This is a genomic window from Neobacillus sp. NPDC097160 (assembly GCF_044762155.1).
GTDB lineage: Bacteria > Bacillota > Bacilli > Bacillales > Cytobacillaceae > Neobacillus.
In genome coordinates, this window is record NZ_JBIWDU010000011.1 from 1 (window position 1) to 18,814 (window position 18,814).

Genomic DNA, 18,814 nt, shown 5'->3' on the forward strand with positions numbered 1-18,814 from the left:
CGACTTGCATGTATTAGGCACGCCGCCAGCGTTCGTCCTGAGCCAGGATCAAACTCTCCAAGAAAGTTGATTAGCTCATAAAAGTTACGTTGGCTCATGCTCTTCTTATTATAATAGAAGAAACACGATTAATATTGTTTGTTGACGTTCATGTTTGTTTAGTTTTCAAAGAGCAAGTTTGTCACTTCGTTCAGAAGCAACTTTATTAATATATCATTTCAAGTTGTTATTGTCAACAACTTTTTTAACTACGTTATCGTCTTGCTGACGACTTTTCATATATTACAGTATATTAATAGATTGGTCAACGCCTTTTTAAAAACTTTTTTAAAATACTTCGCAGAACAGTTATTTATTATCGGAATATATCTTTTATAATACACTTCAAACTAGCGATGCCTGCCCGGACTCTTAATGAAGTCTTTTTCTAAAATGCGACATCCCTTCGACTATATTCCTTATATGCTATACCCATCAATCGTTTGGTTAACCCCTCTGCAAATGTTCTTCTATATGCATTATTATAACTCCTATAAAAAAAATATTGTCGATAATCGCAAGAAACTTTCCCGGAAAATACTCCATCATTCCGCAAAAATATCATACCCTTCACTTTTCTAACCTGCATTCTGATAAATATCCTTATTTTCTCCACCGGCCATAATTAAATGGGGCGGGGTGAAAATTTTAGAAGAGATTACTATTCTGAAAGAGACTTAGAAATTATTACAAAAATAGGAAACATAGCAGATATAGTTAATTGGTACAAAAGTTTTCTATTTGTCTTTTCCGCTGGAAGTTTCATAGTGAGGGTTCTCATGGTCCAGCATAGACCACTAGAACCCTCCCCATGGTCGCCATGGCTTCCTCCGAAAAAAGGTGGTAAAATGGGAAGAATTCATCTGAGAAGGAGCACATGCATGCAACAAAAAATTTCATTTTCAACCTATGCCATCATTGGTACGATGCTATTCGGAATGTTCTTTGGCGCAGGAAATTTAATCTTTCCGATCCAAATGGGTCAGCTCGCTGGCACGAACTTTTGGCCGGCATTAATTGGTTTCCTCATAACCGCGATTGGCCTGCCATTTTTGGGGATTTTAGCATTTGGGTTATCCGGAAGTAATGGATTACGTGAGTTAGCAGGGCGGGTCCATCCACTATTTGGAGTCGTCTTCGCCATGGCACTATACTTAACCATTGGACCATTTTTCGCCATTCCACGGACAGCAACGGTTCCTTTCGTGGTCGGTTTTGAACCGTATATCAATCCTGCGCACGGAAGCTTATATCTGGGGCTCTTTAGTTTTGTGTTTTTTGCAATCGTCTATTATTTCTCATTGAACCCAGCGAAAATTATTGACTATATCGGCAAATATTTAACACCTGCATTTTTAGTGTTCTTATTCCTCTTAATTGTCATTGCCATCGTCAAACCGATGGGTCACTTCGGAAATCCTGCGGGTGATTATAGTGGATTGGCCTTTATAACCGGCTTTAAAGAAGGATACAACACGATGGATGCCCTCGCCTCACTTGCATTTGGGATTGTTGTCATCCATGCGATTAAGGGACAAGGCATCACCGATCCGAAGGCCATCGCAAAAGCCACATGGAAATCAGGCATTTTCGCAATGGTACTCATGATGCTGATTTACGGACTGATTACCTATATGGGAGCGTCGAGTGTATCAGCAATCGGGACATTCGATAATGGCGGTTTGATCTTTGCGGCAGTGGCCCAGCATTATTTCGGATCATTCGGCTCCATTTTATTAGCGATTATTATCGTACTTGCCTGTTTAAAAACAAGCATCGGACTTATTACATCTTGCAGCGAATTTTTTAATCGTATATTTCCAAAAATAAGTTATAAAATCTTTGTTTTGATTCTATGTCTTGTGTCCTTTATCATCGCCAACTTCGGCCTAAACAATATCATCCAATACGCGGTACCAGTATTAATGTTATTGTATCCTTTAGCCATAGTTCTGATTTTATTAGCTCTTTGTTCATCTTTATTCGGCCATAAGCAGAGTGTTTATGCTTCATCTATGTGTTTAACTTTTTGTGTAAGCTTCTTCGACGGATACAGCACGTTAGTCGGCAGTTTACCAGAAGCGACTGTCCCTTTATTCGAATCCATCAAATCATTCTACATGGATACCTTACCACTTTACGATATTGGGCTTGGCTGGATTTTACCAGCTTTAATTGGAGCGATTATCGGCTATTTCTGGCCAACGCGCTCCAGGTAACCACGTAACCACGGGGACGGTTCTCATGGTCCAAATGCAGTTAGCATAGGCCACCGGAACCGTCCCCATGGTCTTCCAGATCATTTGCTTGTGACGGCGTGGGGTGGTTTTCTTGTATCCTAATACTTTTTTTCGAAAAAGATGTGCTGTAGTTTCCCGCACTACCCCTTTCAAAACTTCACGAACAAGTTCAAATGATTATCACCTCCTTTCCTAAAAACTGAAAGAAGATTGACAACCAACCACCCTCACAATATTCAGTTGCAACTTCACTCTATCACTTTTTACAATCAAAAAATCTATCAAACTTCGAGGCCAGTTGAGTGGGGCTTGACCCACTAGCTTGTGGAGAAGAATATGTCATGAGCAAATAGCAGTCGAGAGGATTTCTAGATTATCCAGCAAATGTCGTAAGTTTTGAAAAATAGGTAGTAATGAAAAAAGGTATAATACCTCATATTCTGAGGGAATTATACCTTTTTTGCTGTATAATTATTGTATTGGGTACGATTTAACAGTATTTACAGTATTTACAGAATTTGATTTATCGAATTTTTAAGGCTTTTTATTCAGCACCTTTTTCATATTCTTTACAATATCTGAAACAGTGAAATTAAGCTGCTCTGCCAGTGCTTCACCTGGTCCTGATGCACCAAATTGATCTATACTCATCACTGCACCTTCTGGTCCCACATAATGTTCCCATCCATACTTAGAACCCATTTCTACAGATAATCGTTTTGAAAGTTCTTTCGGTAGAATTTTTTCCTTATATTCATCTTCTTGTTCTTCAAACAATTCCCAGCTAGGCATACTTACTATGTTTATTTCAATTCCTTCTGCATGAAGAATATTTTGGGCTTTTAGTGCTAACTCTACTTCGGAACCTGTTGCAATTATGATCCCTTTTGGCACACCTTTAGATGGAGAAATAACGTAAGCACCTTTTTCAACACCATCGAATGAGACATTTTCTAAAATTGGCACATCATGCCGGCCTAATGAAAGAACGACAGGTGTCCTTTTAGATTCAATTGCAATCTTCCAAGCTGCTACTGTTTCATTCGCATCCGCAGGTCGTATCACAATTAGGTTTGGCATAGCACGTAATGAGATTAAGTGCTCAATCGGTTGGTGCGTAGGCCCGTCTTGTCCAAGTAAGATACTGTCATGAGTAAAGATATAAATCATCGGAATTTCCATTAAAGCAGAATGACGAATAGCAGAACGCATATAGTCAGAAAAAATTAAGAAAGTACCGCAATATCCTTTAATTCCGCCATGAAGAACTAATCCCGCTTCAATCGACGCCATCGCAAATTCACGTACACCAAAGTGAATGTTTGGTCCAGCATAGTTCCCTTTTTGCATAAAATTTTGTCCAGTAATTGTTGTTTTATTCGAAGATGCAAGGTCAGCAGACCCGCCAACTAATGTTGGAATATCCTTGTAAATTCGGTTTAACATTTCTCCAGAAGCAGAACGCGTTGCCATTTTACCAGGTTTGAATTTCTGTATGGTGTCTTCTGAAAATGCAAAACTATCATTAATAGTTTTATCTAGTTCTTCTGCTAATTTAGGATAAGCTTCTTTATATTCCTTCAACAACTGATTCCATTTTTCTTCTTCCTTTTTACCGTTCTTATCAATTTCAGAAAAAGATTCTTTTACTTCTGTTGGCACAAAGAAAGGATTTTCATATTCCCAGCCATATGCTTGCTTTATTCGTTTTGTTTCTTCCTCTCCTACTGGATTACTGTGAATCTTAGCTGTTCCCTGAAGAGATGGAGAACCGTACCCAATCACGTTTTTCACTTCAATCAATGTAGGTTTGTCTATACAAGCCTTAGCTTCATCAATCGCCTTTGATATCTCCTTGAGGTCATTCCCATCATTCACTTTTATGAAATGCCATCCCATCGATTCGAATTTCCCTTTAACATCCTCTTTGTTTGAGAGATTAACCGCACCATCTGATGTAACATCGTTAGAATCATATAATACAATCAAACGACCTAAACCTAATTGACCCGCAAGAGAAGCAGCTTCTTGTGTGACACCTTCCATTAGGTCCCCATCACCACAGATCGTGTACGTGTAATGATTAATAACATTAAAGTTCTCTCTATTAAACTTGTCAGCTAAGTGCGCTTCCGCAAGGGCCATCCCAACAGTTAGAGAAAATCCTTGACCAAGCGGACCAGTAGTAGCTTCAACACCAGGAGTTATGTGCACTTCTGGATGCCCTGGAGTGCGACTATTTAGTTTTCTAAAACTCTTTAGATCATCAATAGTCAAATCATAGCCTGATAAATATAAAAGTGAATATAATAATATTGAACCATGACCAGAAGTTAAAACGAAACGATCACGATTAAACCATTGCGGATTTTTTGGATTGTGTTTCATTTTATTTTTCCAAAGTTCGTAAGCCATTGGTGCAGACCCTAAAGGCATTCCTAGATGACCATGTTTTGCATTTTCTACACTATCTAAACATAAAGTTCTAATTGTATTTACCGACAATTGAGCTGTATTCATCTTCAAACCTCCAGCCGTAATCATCATCAAACCTCCAGTATAATTTGAATTATTTTGTAAAAATTGCTAAACTAAAAAATGAATTGTAATAATTTTCCTATATAATAAATTAATAGACCAACAATATTAAAATCCGTTTCAGGAAAAGCTGTACCTTCCAAACCTAAATTCTCCATAATCGGATAAATAGTAGATGGTCCAACTGCAATTAAAACCCCTACTACAAAGGAACCAGCGACAGCGCCTTTCCAACCCCCCGTGGCATTCCCAAACACTCCCGCTGTTGCTCCAATAAAGAAGTAAGGAACGGCTACGGGAATAATAACGGCCATTTTCAAGACACCAAAAGCAAACATACAAAGTAGGCCGCCAACATATGCACTTAAGAACCCAATTACAGTTGCTGTAGGTGCAAATGGGAATACAATCGGACAATCTAGCGCTGGTTTGGCATTGGGAATTAAGCGTTCAGAAATACCAACGAATGCGTTTACAATTTCACCTAAAAGCAATCGCACTCCAGTTATAATAACAAACAGTGCTGCTGCGAAAGCTAACCCTTGGAATAAAGGATATACTAACCAATTGACTCCGTTAGACAATACTTCCACTTCAGCTTTGCCAGCCGCAAATGTAGCAATATAAAAGAAGATAATGATGGTAATACTTACTCCGACAACATAATCTTTAAAAATGGACAACCAGCCTGGCAGTTTCAAGTTTTCAGTACTGTCTTCAGGCTTACCCACTTTAGAACCAATCCAACCAGATAACGCATAACCAACTGTCACATAATGTCCAAGTGCTAACTCATCGTCTCCAGTGATTTTACGCATGTATGGTTGGCAGATTGCGGGGAACAAAGCTGCACAGATACCAAGAAGAATTCCACCAAGAATTACGATTACTGTATTACTAACACCCAAAGCCTTTAACATTACTGTAAGTAGAGCTGCTAAATAAAGGTTATGTTGGCCTGTTAAGAAAATATATTTAAGGGGAGTAAAACGGGCAACAACTAAGTTCATCACGAACCCTAGAACCATTACTAAAGATACAGTAGTTCCAAATTTTTGTTGTGCTAGTGCAGTTACTGCTTCTGCTAAAGGAAGTACCCCTTTAAGGCCAAATCCTGCAGCAAATAACTCTTGAAAACTATTAAGAGCTACAACTGCGGCCCCAGAACCAACACCAAAGACGAGAAATCCGACAATTGTTTTTAATGTTCCAGAAATAATATTTTCAGGTGTTTGTTTTTGCAAAATTAATCCAATAAGAGCCATAAGACCAACTAAAATAGCAGCAGAACTTAATAAGTCAAATACAATCACTTTAACGAGTTCCATTATATTAACTCCCCTTTAAACATAATTTAGTTTGTGTCAACTAAAAACTTTTCAAGTTTTTCTTTAATTTCTTTTTTGTCCATTAGGTTTTGAATTCCAATAATGTATTTTACTTTACTTTTCAAATCTGGAACTAAATCAGCCATCGTAATCAAAAGATCCCCTCTGAATTGTCCAACAGCATCAATTGTATTGTGTTCTGCTTTAATAGGAAATTTATTTTCTCTTATAACTTGATCCACCTTAATTTTTAACATCATACTTGAGCCCATTCCTGTTCGACATGCAATTAATGCTGTTTTCATTTCGACTCCACCTTTTCATGTTCTAAAATAAATTCATAAATTTCTTTTGGATCTCTTGCTTCATCTAACATTTCATAAAACTGACTACACTCTAACAATTCCACTAATTCTGCCATTGCGGTTAAGTGGGTTTCATTGTCGATTGCGCTCAAACAAAAAACATATTTAACCGGATCATTGTCATTGTTTCCAAACTTTATTGGATTCTTTAACTTAGACATGCTTATTGCGATTTCTTTCGAACCAGCTTCTGGCCTAGCATGAGGCAATGCAACATGTTTAGCAATTACGATATATGGACCTGACTCACTTGCAGTGTCTATCATCGCCTGAATATATTGTAATGAGACCTTACCCTCATTAACTAACGGCTGCCCGGATTTCCGAATTGCATCTTGCCAATCTGTCGCTTCGACATCTAATTGGATTAATCTTTCATTGGTAATTTCACTTAACACGGGTTGACTCACTTCCTGAGGATCTATTTTGTGGTTGGTAAACAGCTCATAGAGACTTCTTTCTAATCCAACTCTATCTGTTACTTTTGTGTACTCTTCAATAATATTCATGATGTTTTTTATAGAGGGTTGATTGAATGCTGGGTTTCCTATTTGAGCATATACATTACGTACGATATTGAACTTTTCCATACTAGTCATAATAGGATTCACAATTACTAGTGGTATTTTTTTAGTTAATAGCTTTGTTGACGGCACAGTGGAAAACAATATATCAATCTTCGTTTTTACCAAATCAAATTGTTCAATTTCAATTGGGGGCAAAAATTCAAACTCTGGAAACACTCCACGTAATTCTTTATACAAAATGGCAGATGTCCCAACCCCACTAGGACACACAATGAGAGCAATCTTTTTTTCCTTGTATTCTTCATTGGTGTTATTAATAATGGATGCAAAATGAATTGTTAAATAGGCAATTTCTTCACAAGGAATCTCTTTTCCAAAAACAGCATTAAAGGGTTTCATTGTTTCCATCACTAGTTTATAAAGTTCCCTGTATTCCTTTTAGATCTTTTGCAAGAGCGGGTTCACGATTGGCAGTTTGAATAACAGACGATAATAGGCTGGTCTAAAGTGCATATATAATTGAGTAACTACTTTTTTATACTCTATAAATCGGATACCAGCTAAACTTTCAAAACGGTCTATTATCCCTTTAACAAGATTTATTAATATTGCTCGATCCCTTGTAAAATTATTTAAGTTTCCTACGGAAATTCCTAATATCCATGAACACAAGTATTCCCTTTCTTCGGTAGTAACGATATCAAATTGACTTAGCAAGTCTTCCACAAAATTTAATTCATTTGTATTTTTAAAAATAGATTGGTGCTTTTCATAGGAAAGTCCTTGAACTAATTTTTTTATTCTTGAATGGATCAGAATAAAGCTATAGACAAATTCAAGCATTCTATTCTCAACAAACTTGATTGACCACTTTTCTGATGTTTCATGAATAATAGATAAGATATCTTTTGAATTAAGTAATTGATTTTTAGTATTGTACCAATCTAAAAGTTTTGGACCGTTTGGGTATGATAACATTTTAATCACAAATCGCATCATACAGTAACGAAGACTTCGTTCATCCCCTTTCAGGGAATAACCCCTTGTTCGGTTGTAAATGACACGTACATCATACTGTTTAATATTTTTATCTAAATTTTTGATATCCTTTAAAACTGTACTCCTACTGATGTTGAGAGAATAGAGTAAATGGTTTAAAGAGATGTAATCCTGATTATCAAAAAGAAGTAGATAAATAAATGCCATTCTTTCATTATCCCCAAATGTATAGGAAGTTTCTGTTCCCCCTCCTCCTTTTTCTGTTATTTTTTCGATAATATACTGCTTCGTTTCTGTTGGTACCGAAATCCCTTTTCGTTTCAGCTTTTCAATTCTGGGGTATTGACATGCTGCAAGCCAAATATTAATCTTTTCCAAATCGTAATCGATTTGACGTCTTGTTAATTCTGTTCTGTTTTGGATTTCTTCGATCGTGATTAAATCATTCCTGAGTAACAAATCTAATAATTGAAGACTTCTTTGTTCAAGCACCATTATTTACCTCCTACACAAATCATAAATTGAAACCGCATTCATCTCAACGACGGTTGGGATTATATATTGTAAATACTATTTACATTCAAAATATTTATATAAATATGTATAACTATCATTTTATAAAAATAGAGAATAAAAATCATTGGATTCTTTAACTGTACGAAAATGTAGTAACTTCCAATCCAATTCCATCACTTAGCGTCTTACTGATTTCTAAATTTACTAGAACTTATATGGATGCTACCCTAAAAATCCCATAAAATTTGCAGGGCTAGATATAAAAAAAAGGCGACATCTCCTTAAATAAGAAGACTGCCGCCTTTTTAATAGCTATTCTTACTGTAATGCGCCGCTGGATTACGTGACAGGTAAATGAAGCAGTGAACCATCCCCCTGCTTCACAATAAATCAATCCGTCATAAACTTATATCTTAAAACAGCTGCAAGCCCTGCACCATGCTTGAAATCTCCTTTAATAATCAGGTCCTTCAATTCTTCCATGGTGATAGTATGTACTTCAATTTGTTCGCTGGTTTCTAACTTTTGCTCAGTAGGTGCTAAGCCGGCTGCAGCAAACAAATAGATTTCCTCCGTCGTTGAGCCAGGAGACGGATAAAAACTTCCTAATTCAAGCCAATGCTCGGCAACATAGCCCGTCTCTTCCTCCAGCTCTTTTTTCGCAACTTCAAGGGGATCGATCCCGTCTCGATCAATCATCCCAGCAGGTAATTCCCATTGCCAGCTGTTAACCGCATGACGGTATTGTTTTAAGCAGACGACATCGTGGTTTTTCGTGATAGGAAGAACGCAAACTCCCTTTGCAAAATCTAAATAGGAAAATGTCTTTTCCTCCCCATTTGGAAGCACCACCTGATCAATTGAAATCCCAAAGCGGTCCACCTTTTTCTTACTGGAACTAGTAATCCTCCAAGCCATTTCCATCACCTCACCAATAAAATTCCTTTTTAATACGTATGATAACACTATGAGTATCCCCATAACAAAAGTTAGGGGTTTCGAAAGAATAGGCTTTAAAAGCCGCATTGTCTTTACGTGGGCTACCACAAGTCCCGCTAATACATCAGACCGAAGCCTTCAGCTTTGCTTTTTTCCTCATTATAATGATTTTCTTTGGTGCTTGAAGGAATTGTTTTCTTTCAAGTCCATCAAATGCATGCTGTACATATTTGCGAACAATATTAAAGGCGCCATTTACATCTGCATGTATGAGTACTTTCGACCCTTTTATTTTGTAAAATGCTCTGCTACTCCGATACCCACTAAAATCTGGATGGATATCATCTCCGAAAGTTGGGATTGGATCATGATCCAAGAAACTAGACTTGGAAGTATAGCTTTCTTCACGGTCGATGACTTGAATTCCTTTACGTTCAGCCTTGTATCGAATCATTTCAATGAACGTCGTATACGGAATTTGGATGAAGGTTTGCTTATCAGACTTTTTCATTTTGACCTCCGATTTCCAACCAACATTTCTTCCTATGATGATGGTATCAATCATTCTTTCTAGGGCACTTTCCACCACTTTTGCGCTGGCTTTATGTAAAAAATCCGTGACGCGATTATTCCTTTTTCGATCCAAGGAAATTAACCGGTTAGTGGTAAAGATCCCCTCTTTTGATCCTTTTCCATTTCTTATTATACACATATATTTAGCTCTTAGTTTGTTATAGTATTGATTGATCGATTTTAGCCCTTTGCCCTTGATAAGCAACGGTTTAAACCCCGTGTTATCGACGATAGTTGCCAGGTTATCCACGCCTAAATCAATACCCATTACTCGTTTTGGTGTAAATACGAATTCATTCTTTTGTTTATCGGTTCTATTGATTTGCTTTTCTTGTTCATCTTTAAATACGATTTCTATTACATAGCGGCCATAGGACGGTACAATTCGAACCTGTTGTAATTTCCCTGCAGAATCAGCGATTTTCCCCAAGTTTAACGGAAGATGAGTTCCTGGTAATTTCATATTCCCATCTATTATTTCTGTTATTTGATTTGTTAAATAGCACGTTGTGCGACCATTCTTTGGTTTATATTTTGGTATCTTCGGTTTTCCGGAAAAGCTGGCAGGATTGATTTTATATTTCTTAGATGCTTCAAAATAGCTTTTCCAATCATCATATACTTTCTTCATCGTTTGTTGATTGGACTGAGAGGGCATTGAGGTGTAATCGATCTGCTTCATGACCTTAAATAATGCTTCTACAAAGGCATATCCAAGGAATGACTTTCTTGCAGTTGGCATTTCAAAAAGTTTCAATTTTGGTTCAATTATTTTGCCTTTTTTATCTACTTTCTTAGGTTTTTCTTTTGCTTTTTCATAGCTTTTCAGGCGAATTTCATTCATTTGGGGTAAATAGGTTTCAATATCCATTAACACTTGAAGTTGATTTTCATTTCTTATTTCTTTTCTTAATGATGTGTAAACCTGACGAATATAGTAATTGGTGATGTTGTACAAATTTTTCGCCTTAAAACAAAGTGAATCACAGTAATTGAATAGCTCATGTTGAGGATGAATTTGTATTTTATAGGAACTATACATAGCCTTCACCTCCCTTACACTAGGAACAAATGTTCTAATTATGTTTTTATTATATCAGATATTAGACTAAAATGTATAGTGAAATCACTTGATTTTATTGCAAATCAAACCAAAAATACAGCTTATATCCCGATAATAAAGCTAGGGGTTTTACGCTGCTTTTTGACAAATGAAAAGACGCCACGGGACGGTTCCCATGGCCTTTTTCATTCTTCTTCCTTGTCTAAAAAGCCAGCCGAACCGTCCCTATGGTCACTTAATAAGAAGTAAGAGAACCTTCCCCATGTTTAATGGTTTCTAACACTTTTCCCCAGCCATTTTTTTCGGTAGCGTAGAAATCGCCTTTTATGACGCCGCCACCCAAGACCGTAATAGGCCCTAATTGGTTCAGTGGTTGCGTAAATGCTCCATTTATTTGTACGTCTACATGTAAAAACGTTTTATTATGCAAAACAAAATCAGGAGACGTATCGCGTTCAATAATCTCTTGAAAATAAATGCCGCCTGTTGTTTTCGGGATTGTACGAATATTAAAATGTGGTGTTATTTTGGGTTCACTTATTTTTCCGATCGCCTTAGAAGTATCTGCCTTTAGTTCAAGAAAAACCTCGCCATCTTTTTTCGCATAACCATATATTTCACCATCTTGTTCCTTTAAAATAATCTCTGCATATTTTTTTGGATATCCCCAAAGGTCTCTGCCAGCTGCAATGGCTGCATCATTATTTTCATATTCATAGATATAATAACCGCCATACTTATCGCCATATTTAACCGGGACAACAATGGCACAATCCATGTAAGATAATTTATCCGTCTTGCTAAAATCACTTATGGATAACACAATTTTATTCTCTATATATTCAAATGGAGTATAGGATAGGATCCGCTTAATTTCCTCTTCGCTTGCTTCTGCTACCGCAAATAGTGATACATAATCTTTACATTGGTAAGGGACAAATGGGTCCGGAAATAACGGTGCATGAACCGGTACATTATTCGCATTGGAACGCATGATTGAGTGACCTCCCTATCAAAAATTATTTTATTGATACGTTGGATCCAGACGATACTTTTTCAGTTCTTGTATACTTGCTGACTATGAATATCGTAAGTGTTGAAGCAATGGTAGCCGGGATTAATTCATACAGATAGGCAACCCAAGGTGTGTTAATCCAAACGACCGTAACCAACGTACCTACAATAATTCCCCAAATGGCCCCTTGCCTTGTAACAAGATTCGTATAAAGAAGCATGATTAACAGTGGACCGAAACTTGCACTCAGACCTGCCCATGCATACAATACTAAAAGAAACACAGTTTGGATGTTCATAAGTGCAATAATTGTAGACACGATCCCCAGCACCACCATCGTCACCCTTGAAATGATCATGGTTTGTTTATCGGTAAATGGCTTTTTCACCACTGCCTTTAGAAAATCACTCGCAAACGATTGAGTTGCCACCATAACCTGCGATGAAAAAGTAGACTGGATTGCTGAAAAAATAGCGGCTAATACAATACCTGTTAAAATAGGATGTAGTAAATCAATGGACAGCATCGGGAATACATACTCAGGATCCTTTAAGGTTGGATAAACGACTCTTCCGATTAACCCTAACAGGTTTGATCCAGTCATCACAACCACAACCCAAAACATGGCGATATAGGACCCTTGTCTGATTGTTTTGTCATCCTTGGCAGTTAAAAATCGTTGAACAATATGCGGCTGACCAGGTTCTCCGAATCCAAAAAAGAATAATCCAGCAAACACACCGAATGCTGCCGCACCGGATGCTCCCCCAAGTGAAGTAGTTAGAACGGGGTCAATCGAATGGAGGGTATTAAAAAAGGATGCCGCTCCCCCGAGTTCAAAAAAGATCATGTATACCGGAAAAATAATCAATACGGCCAGCATGATGATCCCTTGTGTAAAATCGGTATATACGACAGATCTGTAACCCCCAAAAATAGCGTATCCTATGACAAATGCTGCTGACAGGACTAAACCAAGTTCATAGTTAAATGAAAGGGTGGCATCAAGTGCTTTTCCTGCAGCTGTTAACTGGGATGCCATCGATGCGACAAAAAATATAATAATAACGATACTAGAAATAATCTTAATAATACTTTTTTTATCATTCAGTTTTTTGCTAAAATAATCTGGTAAGCTTAATGCGCCTAGCTTTGTTCCTTCCCTTCTTAATTTAGGTGCCACGAGGAACCAATTAATTAAGTAGCCAATGATGAATCCCGGAAGCATCCACATGGTACTAATACCAGCAACATACGAATATCCAGCAGCACCAATGAAGATCCAGCCGCTGGTATCTGTGGCACCAGCACTGATGGCTGTTGCCCAAGGCCCAAAATTCCGGTCACCTAAAAAAAATCCTTCTTCACTCTTTGAAATGTATCGTTCAGACATAACCCCAATGATAAAGACAGCTGCTAAATAAATCGCAAAGACGGTTAACATTTATTCCTCCCCCCTTTTATTAGCCTGCTTGGAAAGAAAGAAGGTAGCAACAAATCCCAACACCGGAATAATCACATACAAGAACCAAATTAGAAATGCATTCTCCATTATGGCACACCCCTTTATTTGTTTAAGTCTTCAACAATTTCTCCGTATGTCAGTGTAAAGGCGCCTTCAATATATACTGCACCTAGTATTTCTTTAACCCCTAATTCGTTCAATGGATCATCAACGGATGGTTCGATATTTAATGTTGCCTGACCATATACTTTTTTCTTAACTTCTACATTCTGCAATATATTTTTAATCACGAAATTTGTATCTGTCCCATAGGTTTCCGGATTTGGGATCCGTTTTACCTGAAGTCTTGGAGACAGATTGGGTGGTTCAATGATTCTACTATTATTGTTTTCAAACGTAACATCTATAATCTTCTTCCCTTTTCTAGTGATGACACCTTTAATGGAGGTTTCATCTTTTTCAAATTGAACTTCAGCCAGTTTTTTTGGATACCCCCATATCTCCCTGCCTGCGCATAGAGCTCCATCCGTATCCACATATTCAAAAGCTACGCATGCCCCTTCTATGTCTTTATATTGACATGGAATAACGATTCCACCTTCACTGTATAAATCTAAACCCTGAATTTTGATATTCGTTAACACAAATACTTCAAACACATCAGAGGTTACTTTAAATTCTTTTGGAAGAAATTTTTGTAATGCTTCCTTGTCTCCTCGACAGTAAACACTTACCTTTTGATAATCCTCATAATGGTAAGGGAGTGCTGGATATAAAGGTGAATATTCTGGTAAAATAGTGTATTCGTACTTGGACATGTTCATCATCCTCCTTTTCTTATTACCTTTAATATTGCAATAATTATGCCAAGTATGAAAAGTCCGATAATTCAAAGCCCGCCAATTTTATACTTTACCTTTTACCCAAAAAACTACCTGCATTAAGGGTAATTACCCATTTTTAAGTAACTTAATTTTTAATATATAATTCTCTAAATGATATTTTTTTATTTTATTACTCAATGTTTGTTGTGGAATATCTAGATTACGGGAAGCCTGTGAAATATTCCCCCGCGTTTGAGTAAGCTCCTGTTTGATGATTTTAATTTCAGTTGCTTCCATCATCTGTTTAAAGCTTGCATCCTCGTCATACTCAATCTGGGCATGTGTTGAAGCCTGTAATATCTCAGAAATTTGATAAAGATCCTGTAAATCGATATCACTTTCATCAATACATCCGCTCGTTTTTAGATTCATGATTCGTTCCATACAATTCTTCAATTCTCTAATATTGCCCGGCCATGAGTAATTCATTAATTTTGTCAAAGCTCCGTCCGTAATACCTGACACATGCTTATGAAATAATCGATTATAATCCTTAATAAAGTAATCTACCAAAAAAGGAATATCATTCTTCCTCTTTCGTAATGGCGGAAGCTCGATGTTCAACACACTTAGTCGAAAATATAAATCCGGCCTCATTTCATTTTTCATCAGAAGATTCTTCGGATGGGTGTTAGTCGCCACAATTAATCGAACGTTTACAGAAATCTCCTTTGTCCCTCCTACTCTCCTTATCTTTTGATCCTGAAGAACACGTAATAGCTTCGCTTGGAGGTTTTTAGGCAACGAATTGATTTCATCTAAAAATAGAATACCGCCATCTGCAATCTCAAATAATCCTTCACGATCTTCTGCACCCGTATAACTCCCTTTTGTAGTTCCAAACAAATACGACTCTAGAAGGTTTTCAGGAATGGCTGCACAATTTTGAAGTTGATGCAGCTGTTCAGTTACATGCTGGACATTCGAAATATCCTGAAATGTTTCGAATGCACCAATAACCTTGCCATTTTTTAATAGAGGATAAGTGGACGTAAGCGTCGTCTTCATTTCACCGCGATAGGTAAAAAATGTTTGTTCTCTATCAATCACTGGTTCTCTGCTTTCCATTACCTGGCAAAACACACTTGTCTCATAGGTTAGATTTGGAAAAACTTCAAAAAGATTAAGTCCAATTATTTTCGCATGATCCAAACCAATCGTATTCACAGCCGGATTCGCATAAATAAAAGTCAAATGTTGATCGATCACAACCACAGCTTCTTTTAAGGTATCAATTACGCTTTTTAACCAGTTATCCATGTGGATCACCTCTTTTAGTAGAAATATAAAGTGCCTTACTTAGTCATTCCATTTAATAGATTAAATTTTCTTTGTCATTAATAATTCTCTTTATTGTTTCAATATGCCTCCTTAAACCCAACTCTTTACTACGAAGCAATGTACTAAAATAAAAAAACACAAAAATGCAGCAAATTACATTTTGGTGTTTTATATTTACTCCTTTTTAACTTTACCGCTTAAAACCTTTTGCTGGATGGGGGGCGATGAAATGTAAATGAAGCACAAGAACCGTCCCGTGTTTCCAGGGGGCTGACCCCGCTATTCACCACTTACTTTCGAAAGGAATCTTTTTGTTCGATCTTCCTTAGGATGTTCGAAAATGTCGACTGATGTTCCTTGCTCGACAATGACACCACCGTCCATAAAAATGACCCGATCAGCAACTTCTTTAGCAAAGTTCATTTCATGTGTGACGACGACCATTGTCATCCCCTCTTGAGCGAGATCCTTCATTACTTGGAGAACTTCCCGAACGAGTTCTGGATCCAATGCAGAGGTAGGTTCATCGTAAAGCATAACCATCGGTTTCATAGAAAGTGCCCGAGCAATGGCAGTTCTTTGCTGCTGACCCCCCGAAAGCTGTGATGGATAATGATCACAGCGTTCTCCAAGCCCTACTTTTTCAAGAAGGGGTCTAGCTATTTTCATAGCCTCCTCCTTGCTTTTTCCTTGGACAACGATTGGACCCTCCATCACATTTTCAATGGCCGTTTTATGAGGAAATAAATTAAAATTTTGAAAAACAAAGCCTGTCGTTTTTCTTAATTCTCTTATAACATTCTTTCGTTTACGATTTAATTCTCCAGCGGTTACTTCATGATTTCCGATTTGAATGGTTCCTTCAGTTGGTTCTTCTAAAAATGTCAGGCAACGTAATAATGTCGACTTTCCAGATCCGCTTGGTCCCATAAGAACGACTACTTCACTTTTATTGACTGAAAGATTAATTCCCCGAAGAACTTCATTCGTTCCAAATTTCTTTTTAAGGTTTTTTAACTGAATGATGCTCATACCTATCCCCCTTTTTCTGGATTCAAGTCCATTTTAGAGTGTTAAATGTTGAGATGTGCGCTTTTCCATTTTGTCCAACACAGCTGTTAAAACAGTAATGAGAACCCAATAAATGGCTGCAGCCAATAAATAAATCGTTAATGGTTCGAATGTCTTTGCAATGAGTAAGGAGGACATTTGCAATAATTCTGTAACCGTAATAACCGAGATAAGTGAAGTATCTTTAATTAGGATGATAAATGTATTTGACAATGTCGGAATAGCAATACGAAGACTTTGCGGAAGAATAATCCTGCGTAACCCTTGCCCGTAAGTCATACCCAGAGATGCAGCAGCTTCCATCTGCCCTTTATCAACTGATAGAATAGCCGCACGGAAAGATTCCGATAAATAGGCACCAGCATTTAAGCTTAAAGCGAGAATTCCTGAAGGTATTGGATCCATTTCGATATTAATTTGCGGTAGTCCGTAATAAATAACAAAAACTTGTACTAATAACGGGGTTCCACGGATAATGGACACATACGTTCTAGCAATTACCTCTAAAGGTTTAATCTTAGATATTCTTGCTAATGCCGTGAAAAACCCTAGAAAGAGTGCAATAATAATGGAAACGACTGCTAAAAAAATAGTCATTAAAGTAGCATTTAGTAAAGTTGGCAAGGACTCAATAATAATTGATATATTCATTAAGTTTCCTCCAATCTAACAATCTTGCAATAATCATATATGAGCTTATCTTTAGGCTTTGTTAAAATAGGTAACAAAGCCTAAAGATAAAGTGCCTTAAACTAAAACTTCTTCTTTAAATGCTATTTCAATCCCCAACGATTTTAACTCTTCTACAAACGGATCAAAGTGTTCATTAATAATTACTTTTTCAATTGGTACAATTCCAACAGCATTTATCTTTCCCTGTGCAATCCAATTGGCCAGCAGCATAGCTGGTAATGCCGTTGTTTTCGCCATTGATGTAATATTTCTTTCATGGTCATATAAATCAACCATTTCCCATGTATACTTAGTCGGATTTCCGTTTTTTATCCCGCTTACTTCAACCCGCACAACAGTAATATCCTCTTTGGAACTTCCTTGCAACTTAGGTGATAACACTTTTTCTGCAAAAGCTCTTGGAGTTATGTAATGCCCGTCAATTTCTAAAGGCTTGTCATCTAAAAATCCTAATTCCGCTAAAGTACCCATCTTATTCCAGTGCCCTTCGTAACGAACCGTTTTCTCATATAGTTTTTTTACTTTATCTTTAAGTGTATAGGCTGTGCTGTGAGCGTCTGTTATAACAGCTTCACATTGACCAACAGGATCGGGGAAGGTTAATTTTTCTAAGCCTGAAAGAGGAGGCAATTCTACAAGTTCTCCATTTTCTGCTGCTAACGCTGGTCTCGTATATAGACCTAATACACTTTCTAATCGAAAAACAACCTGGTACCATAATGGTGGGACTGGAAATCTTGGGATTCCACCACAAATCATGACAGCTTCATCAGCCTCATCCAATAATTCAATTCCTTGAGCTGCTAAAAAATTCGTTATTCCCGGTGCCACCCCACAACCTGGCATAATAATAACGCCGGCTTCTTTTGCTGCCACATCCAATTCCATTTTCTCTTCAATCTTTGATCCAACTAAATCGACAAGATGGCATTTTGCTGAAATCGCTGCTTTAATAGCTGGTAAACTTAAGGAATGCGGCAAGCATGCCACCGCAACGTCTGCATCTTTTAGTACCTTTGCAATATCGTCCTCGGTTTGCAGTGATGCTACTTGACCAATAACCTTAGGATTAGCAGCGATTTCTAAGCATTTTTCAACACTCACCTCGATGCCATCAACTGCTGTTACGGATTCAATAGTTGGAAATTTTGCTAACTCACTGACTACTGTTGTACCAATCATTCCAGTTCCTAAAACGACAGCTCGCATTTTGACTCCTCCTCTTAACTTTTCCGTAGATTGGTGAGAAAAAGAGTATTCATTTCAATCTAGAAAACT

General features: G+C 37.3%; 14 protein-coding genes, 1 rRNA gene and 1 pseudogene. 1 reads left to right on the plus strand and 15 read right to left on the minus strand.

Annotated elements, in window-relative coordinates; translation table 11 throughout:
* Positions 1 to 64, minus strand: a 16S ribosomal RNA gene (locus ACIQXV_RS16245); the annotation flags it as partial.
* Between the two features lie 856 nt (positions 65 to 920).
* Between ACIQXV_RS16245 and brnQ the strand changes: the two genes are divergently transcribed.
* Positions 921 to 2,258 (plus strand): branched-chain amino acid transport system II carrier protein, encoded by a 1,338-nt coding sequence (gene brnQ / locus ACIQXV_RS16250; protein ID WP_402960265.1) that lies wholly within the window; start codon positions 921 to 923, stop codon positions 2,256 to 2,258.
* A gap of 555 nt (positions 2,259 to 2,813) precedes the next feature.
* Here brnQ and tkt read toward each other — a convergent pair.
* The 14 genes and pseudogenes from tkt to ACIQXV_RS16320 form a co-directional block, all read right to left on the minus strand.
* The gene (gene tkt / locus ACIQXV_RS16255) at positions 2,814 to 4,805 is read right to left on the minus strand and encodes a transketolase (protein ID WP_483874206.1); all 1,992 of its coding nucleotides are present in this window, start codon (positions 4,803 to 4,805) and stop codon (positions 2,814 to 2,816) included.
* Positions 4,806 to 4,870: 65 nt separating this feature from the next.
* Positions 4,871 to 6,145, minus strand: coding sequence for a PTS ascorbate transporter subunit IIC (locus ACIQXV_RS16260; protein ID WP_402960267.1), 1,275 nt, complete (start codon positions 6,143 to 6,145; stop codon positions 4,871 to 4,873).
* Between the two features lie 26 nt (positions 6,146 to 6,171).
* The gene (locus ACIQXV_RS16265) at positions 6,172 to 6,450 is read right to left on the minus strand and encodes a PTS sugar transporter subunit IIB (RefSeq protein WP_402960268.1); all 279 of its coding nucleotides are present in this window, start codon (positions 6,448 to 6,450) and stop codon (positions 6,172 to 6,174) included.
* Positions 6,447 to 7,109, minus strand: coding sequence for a PTS sugar transporter subunit IIA (locus ACIQXV_RS16270; RefSeq protein ID WP_402960452.1), 663 nt, complete (start codon positions 7,107 to 7,109; stop codon positions 6,447 to 6,449). Before ACIQXV_RS16270 ends, ACIQXV_RS16265 begins: the two co-directional genes overlap by 4 nt.
* Before the next feature lie 261 nt (positions 7,110 to 7,370).
* A pseudogene (locus ACIQXV_RS16275) lies at positions 7,371 to 8,531 on the minus strand (BglG family transcription antiterminator); the annotation flags it as partial.
* Between the two features lie 411 nt (positions 8,532 to 8,942).
* On the minus strand, positions 8,943 to 9,518 hold the full coding sequence (locus ACIQXV_RS16280; protein ID WP_402960269.1) for an NUDIX domain-containing protein: 576 nt from the start codon (positions 9,516 to 9,518) through the stop codon (positions 8,943 to 8,945).
* Between the two features lie 97 nt (positions 9,519 to 9,615).
* Positions 9,616 to 11,106, minus strand: a complete 1,491-nt coding sequence (locus ACIQXV_RS16285) for an RNA-guided endonuclease InsQ/TnpB family protein (RefSeq protein WP_402960270.1) — start codon at positions 11,104 to 11,106, stop codon at positions 9,616 to 9,618.
* 256 nt (positions 11,107 to 11,362) lie between these two features.
* Positions 11,363 to 12,121: an acetoacetate decarboxylase family protein gene (locus ACIQXV_RS16290; protein ID WP_402960271.1), complete on the minus strand. Its 759-nt coding sequence runs from the start codon at positions 12,119 to 12,121 to the stop codon at positions 11,363 to 11,365.
* A gap of 25 nt (positions 12,122 to 12,146) precedes the next feature.
* Positions 12,147 to 13,586 carry a sodium/proline symporter gene (locus tag ACIQXV_RS16295; RefSeq protein ID WP_402960272.1) on the minus strand — a complete coding sequence of 480 codons (1,440 nt, stop codon included), beginning with the start codon at positions 13,584 to 13,586 and terminating at the stop codon, positions 12,147 to 12,149.
* 122 nt (positions 13,587 to 13,708) lie between these two features.
* Positions 13,709 to 14,425 carry an acetoacetate decarboxylase family protein gene (locus ACIQXV_RS16300; protein WP_402960273.1) on the minus strand — a complete coding sequence of 239 codons (717 nt, stop codon included), beginning with the start codon at positions 14,423 to 14,425 and terminating at the stop codon, positions 13,709 to 13,711.
* 132 nt (positions 14,426 to 14,557) lie between these two features.
* Positions 14,558 to 15,751, minus strand: coding sequence for a sigma-54 interaction domain-containing protein (locus ACIQXV_RS16305; protein ID WP_402960274.1), 1,194 nt, complete (start codon positions 15,749 to 15,751; stop codon positions 14,558 to 14,560).
* Between the two features lie 300 nt (positions 15,752 to 16,051).
* Positions 16,052 to 16,804, minus strand: a complete 753-nt coding sequence (locus ACIQXV_RS16310; RefSeq protein WP_402960275.1) for an amino acid ABC transporter ATP-binding protein — start codon at positions 16,802 to 16,804, stop codon at positions 16,052 to 16,054.
* Between the two features lie 33 nt (positions 16,805 to 16,837).
* Complete coding sequence (locus tag ACIQXV_RS16315) at positions 16,838 to 17,494, minus strand: amino acid ABC transporter permease (protein WP_402960276.1); 657 nt, start codon at positions 17,492 to 17,494, stop codon at positions 16,838 to 16,840.
* A 96-nt stretch (positions 17,495 to 17,590) separates the two neighbouring features.
* Positions 17,591 to 18,745 carry a saccharopine dehydrogenase family protein gene (locus ACIQXV_RS16320; RefSeq protein ID WP_402960277.1) on the minus strand — a complete coding sequence of 385 codons (1,155 nt, stop codon included), beginning with the start codon at positions 18,743 to 18,745 and terminating at the stop codon, positions 17,591 to 17,593.
* Positions 18,746 to 18,814 lie beyond the last annotated feature (69 nt).

Bases quoted from the DNA above. Each gene is read 5' to 3' on its own strand.
- ACIQXV_RS16300 (WP_402960273.1), bottom strand. From the start codon at position 14,425: ATGTCCAAGTACGAATACACTATTTTACCAGAATATTCACCTTTATAT.
- ACIQXV_RS16285 (WP_402960270.1), bottom strand. From the start codon at position 11,106: ATGTATAGTTCCTATAAAATACAAATTCATCCTCAACATGAGCTATTC.
- brnQ (WP_402960265.1), top strand. From the start codon at position 921: ATGCAACAAAAAATTTCATTTTCAACCTATGCCATCATTGGTACGATG.
- ACIQXV_RS16315 (WP_402960276.1), bottom strand. From the start codon at position 17,494: ATGAATATATCAATTATTATTGAGTCCTTGCCAACTTTACTAAATGCT.
- ACIQXV_RS16290 (WP_402960271.1), bottom strand. From the start codon at position 12,121: ATGCGTTCCAATGCGAATAATGTACCGGTTCATGCACCGTTATTTCCG.
- ACIQXV_RS16265 (WP_402960268.1), bottom strand. From the start codon at position 6,450: ATGAAAACAGCATTAATTGCATGTCGAACAGGAATGGGCTCAAGTATG.
- ACIQXV_RS16295 (WP_402960272.1), bottom strand. From the start codon at position 13,586: ATGTTAACCGTCTTTGCGATTTATTTAGCAGCTGTCTTTATCATTGGG.
- ACIQXV_RS16310 (WP_402960275.1), bottom strand. From the start codon at position 16,804: ATGAGCATCATTCAGTTAAAAAACCTTAAAAAGAAATTTGGAACGAAT.
- ACIQXV_RS16260 (WP_402960267.1), bottom strand. From the start codon at position 6,145: ATGGAACTCGTTAAAGTGATTGTATTTGACTTATTAAGTTCTGCTGCT.
- ACIQXV_RS16320 (WP_402960277.1), bottom strand. From the start codon at position 18,745: ATGCGAGCTGTCGTTTTAGGAACTGGAATGATTGGTACAACAGTAGTC.
- ACIQXV_RS16305 (WP_402960274.1), bottom strand. From the start codon at position 15,751: ATGGATAACTGGTTAAAAAGCGTAATTGATACCTTAAAAGAAGCTGTG.
- ACIQXV_RS16270 (WP_402960452.1), bottom strand. From the start codon at position 7,109: ATGACTAGTATGGAAAAGTTCAATATCGTACGTAATGTATATGCTCAA.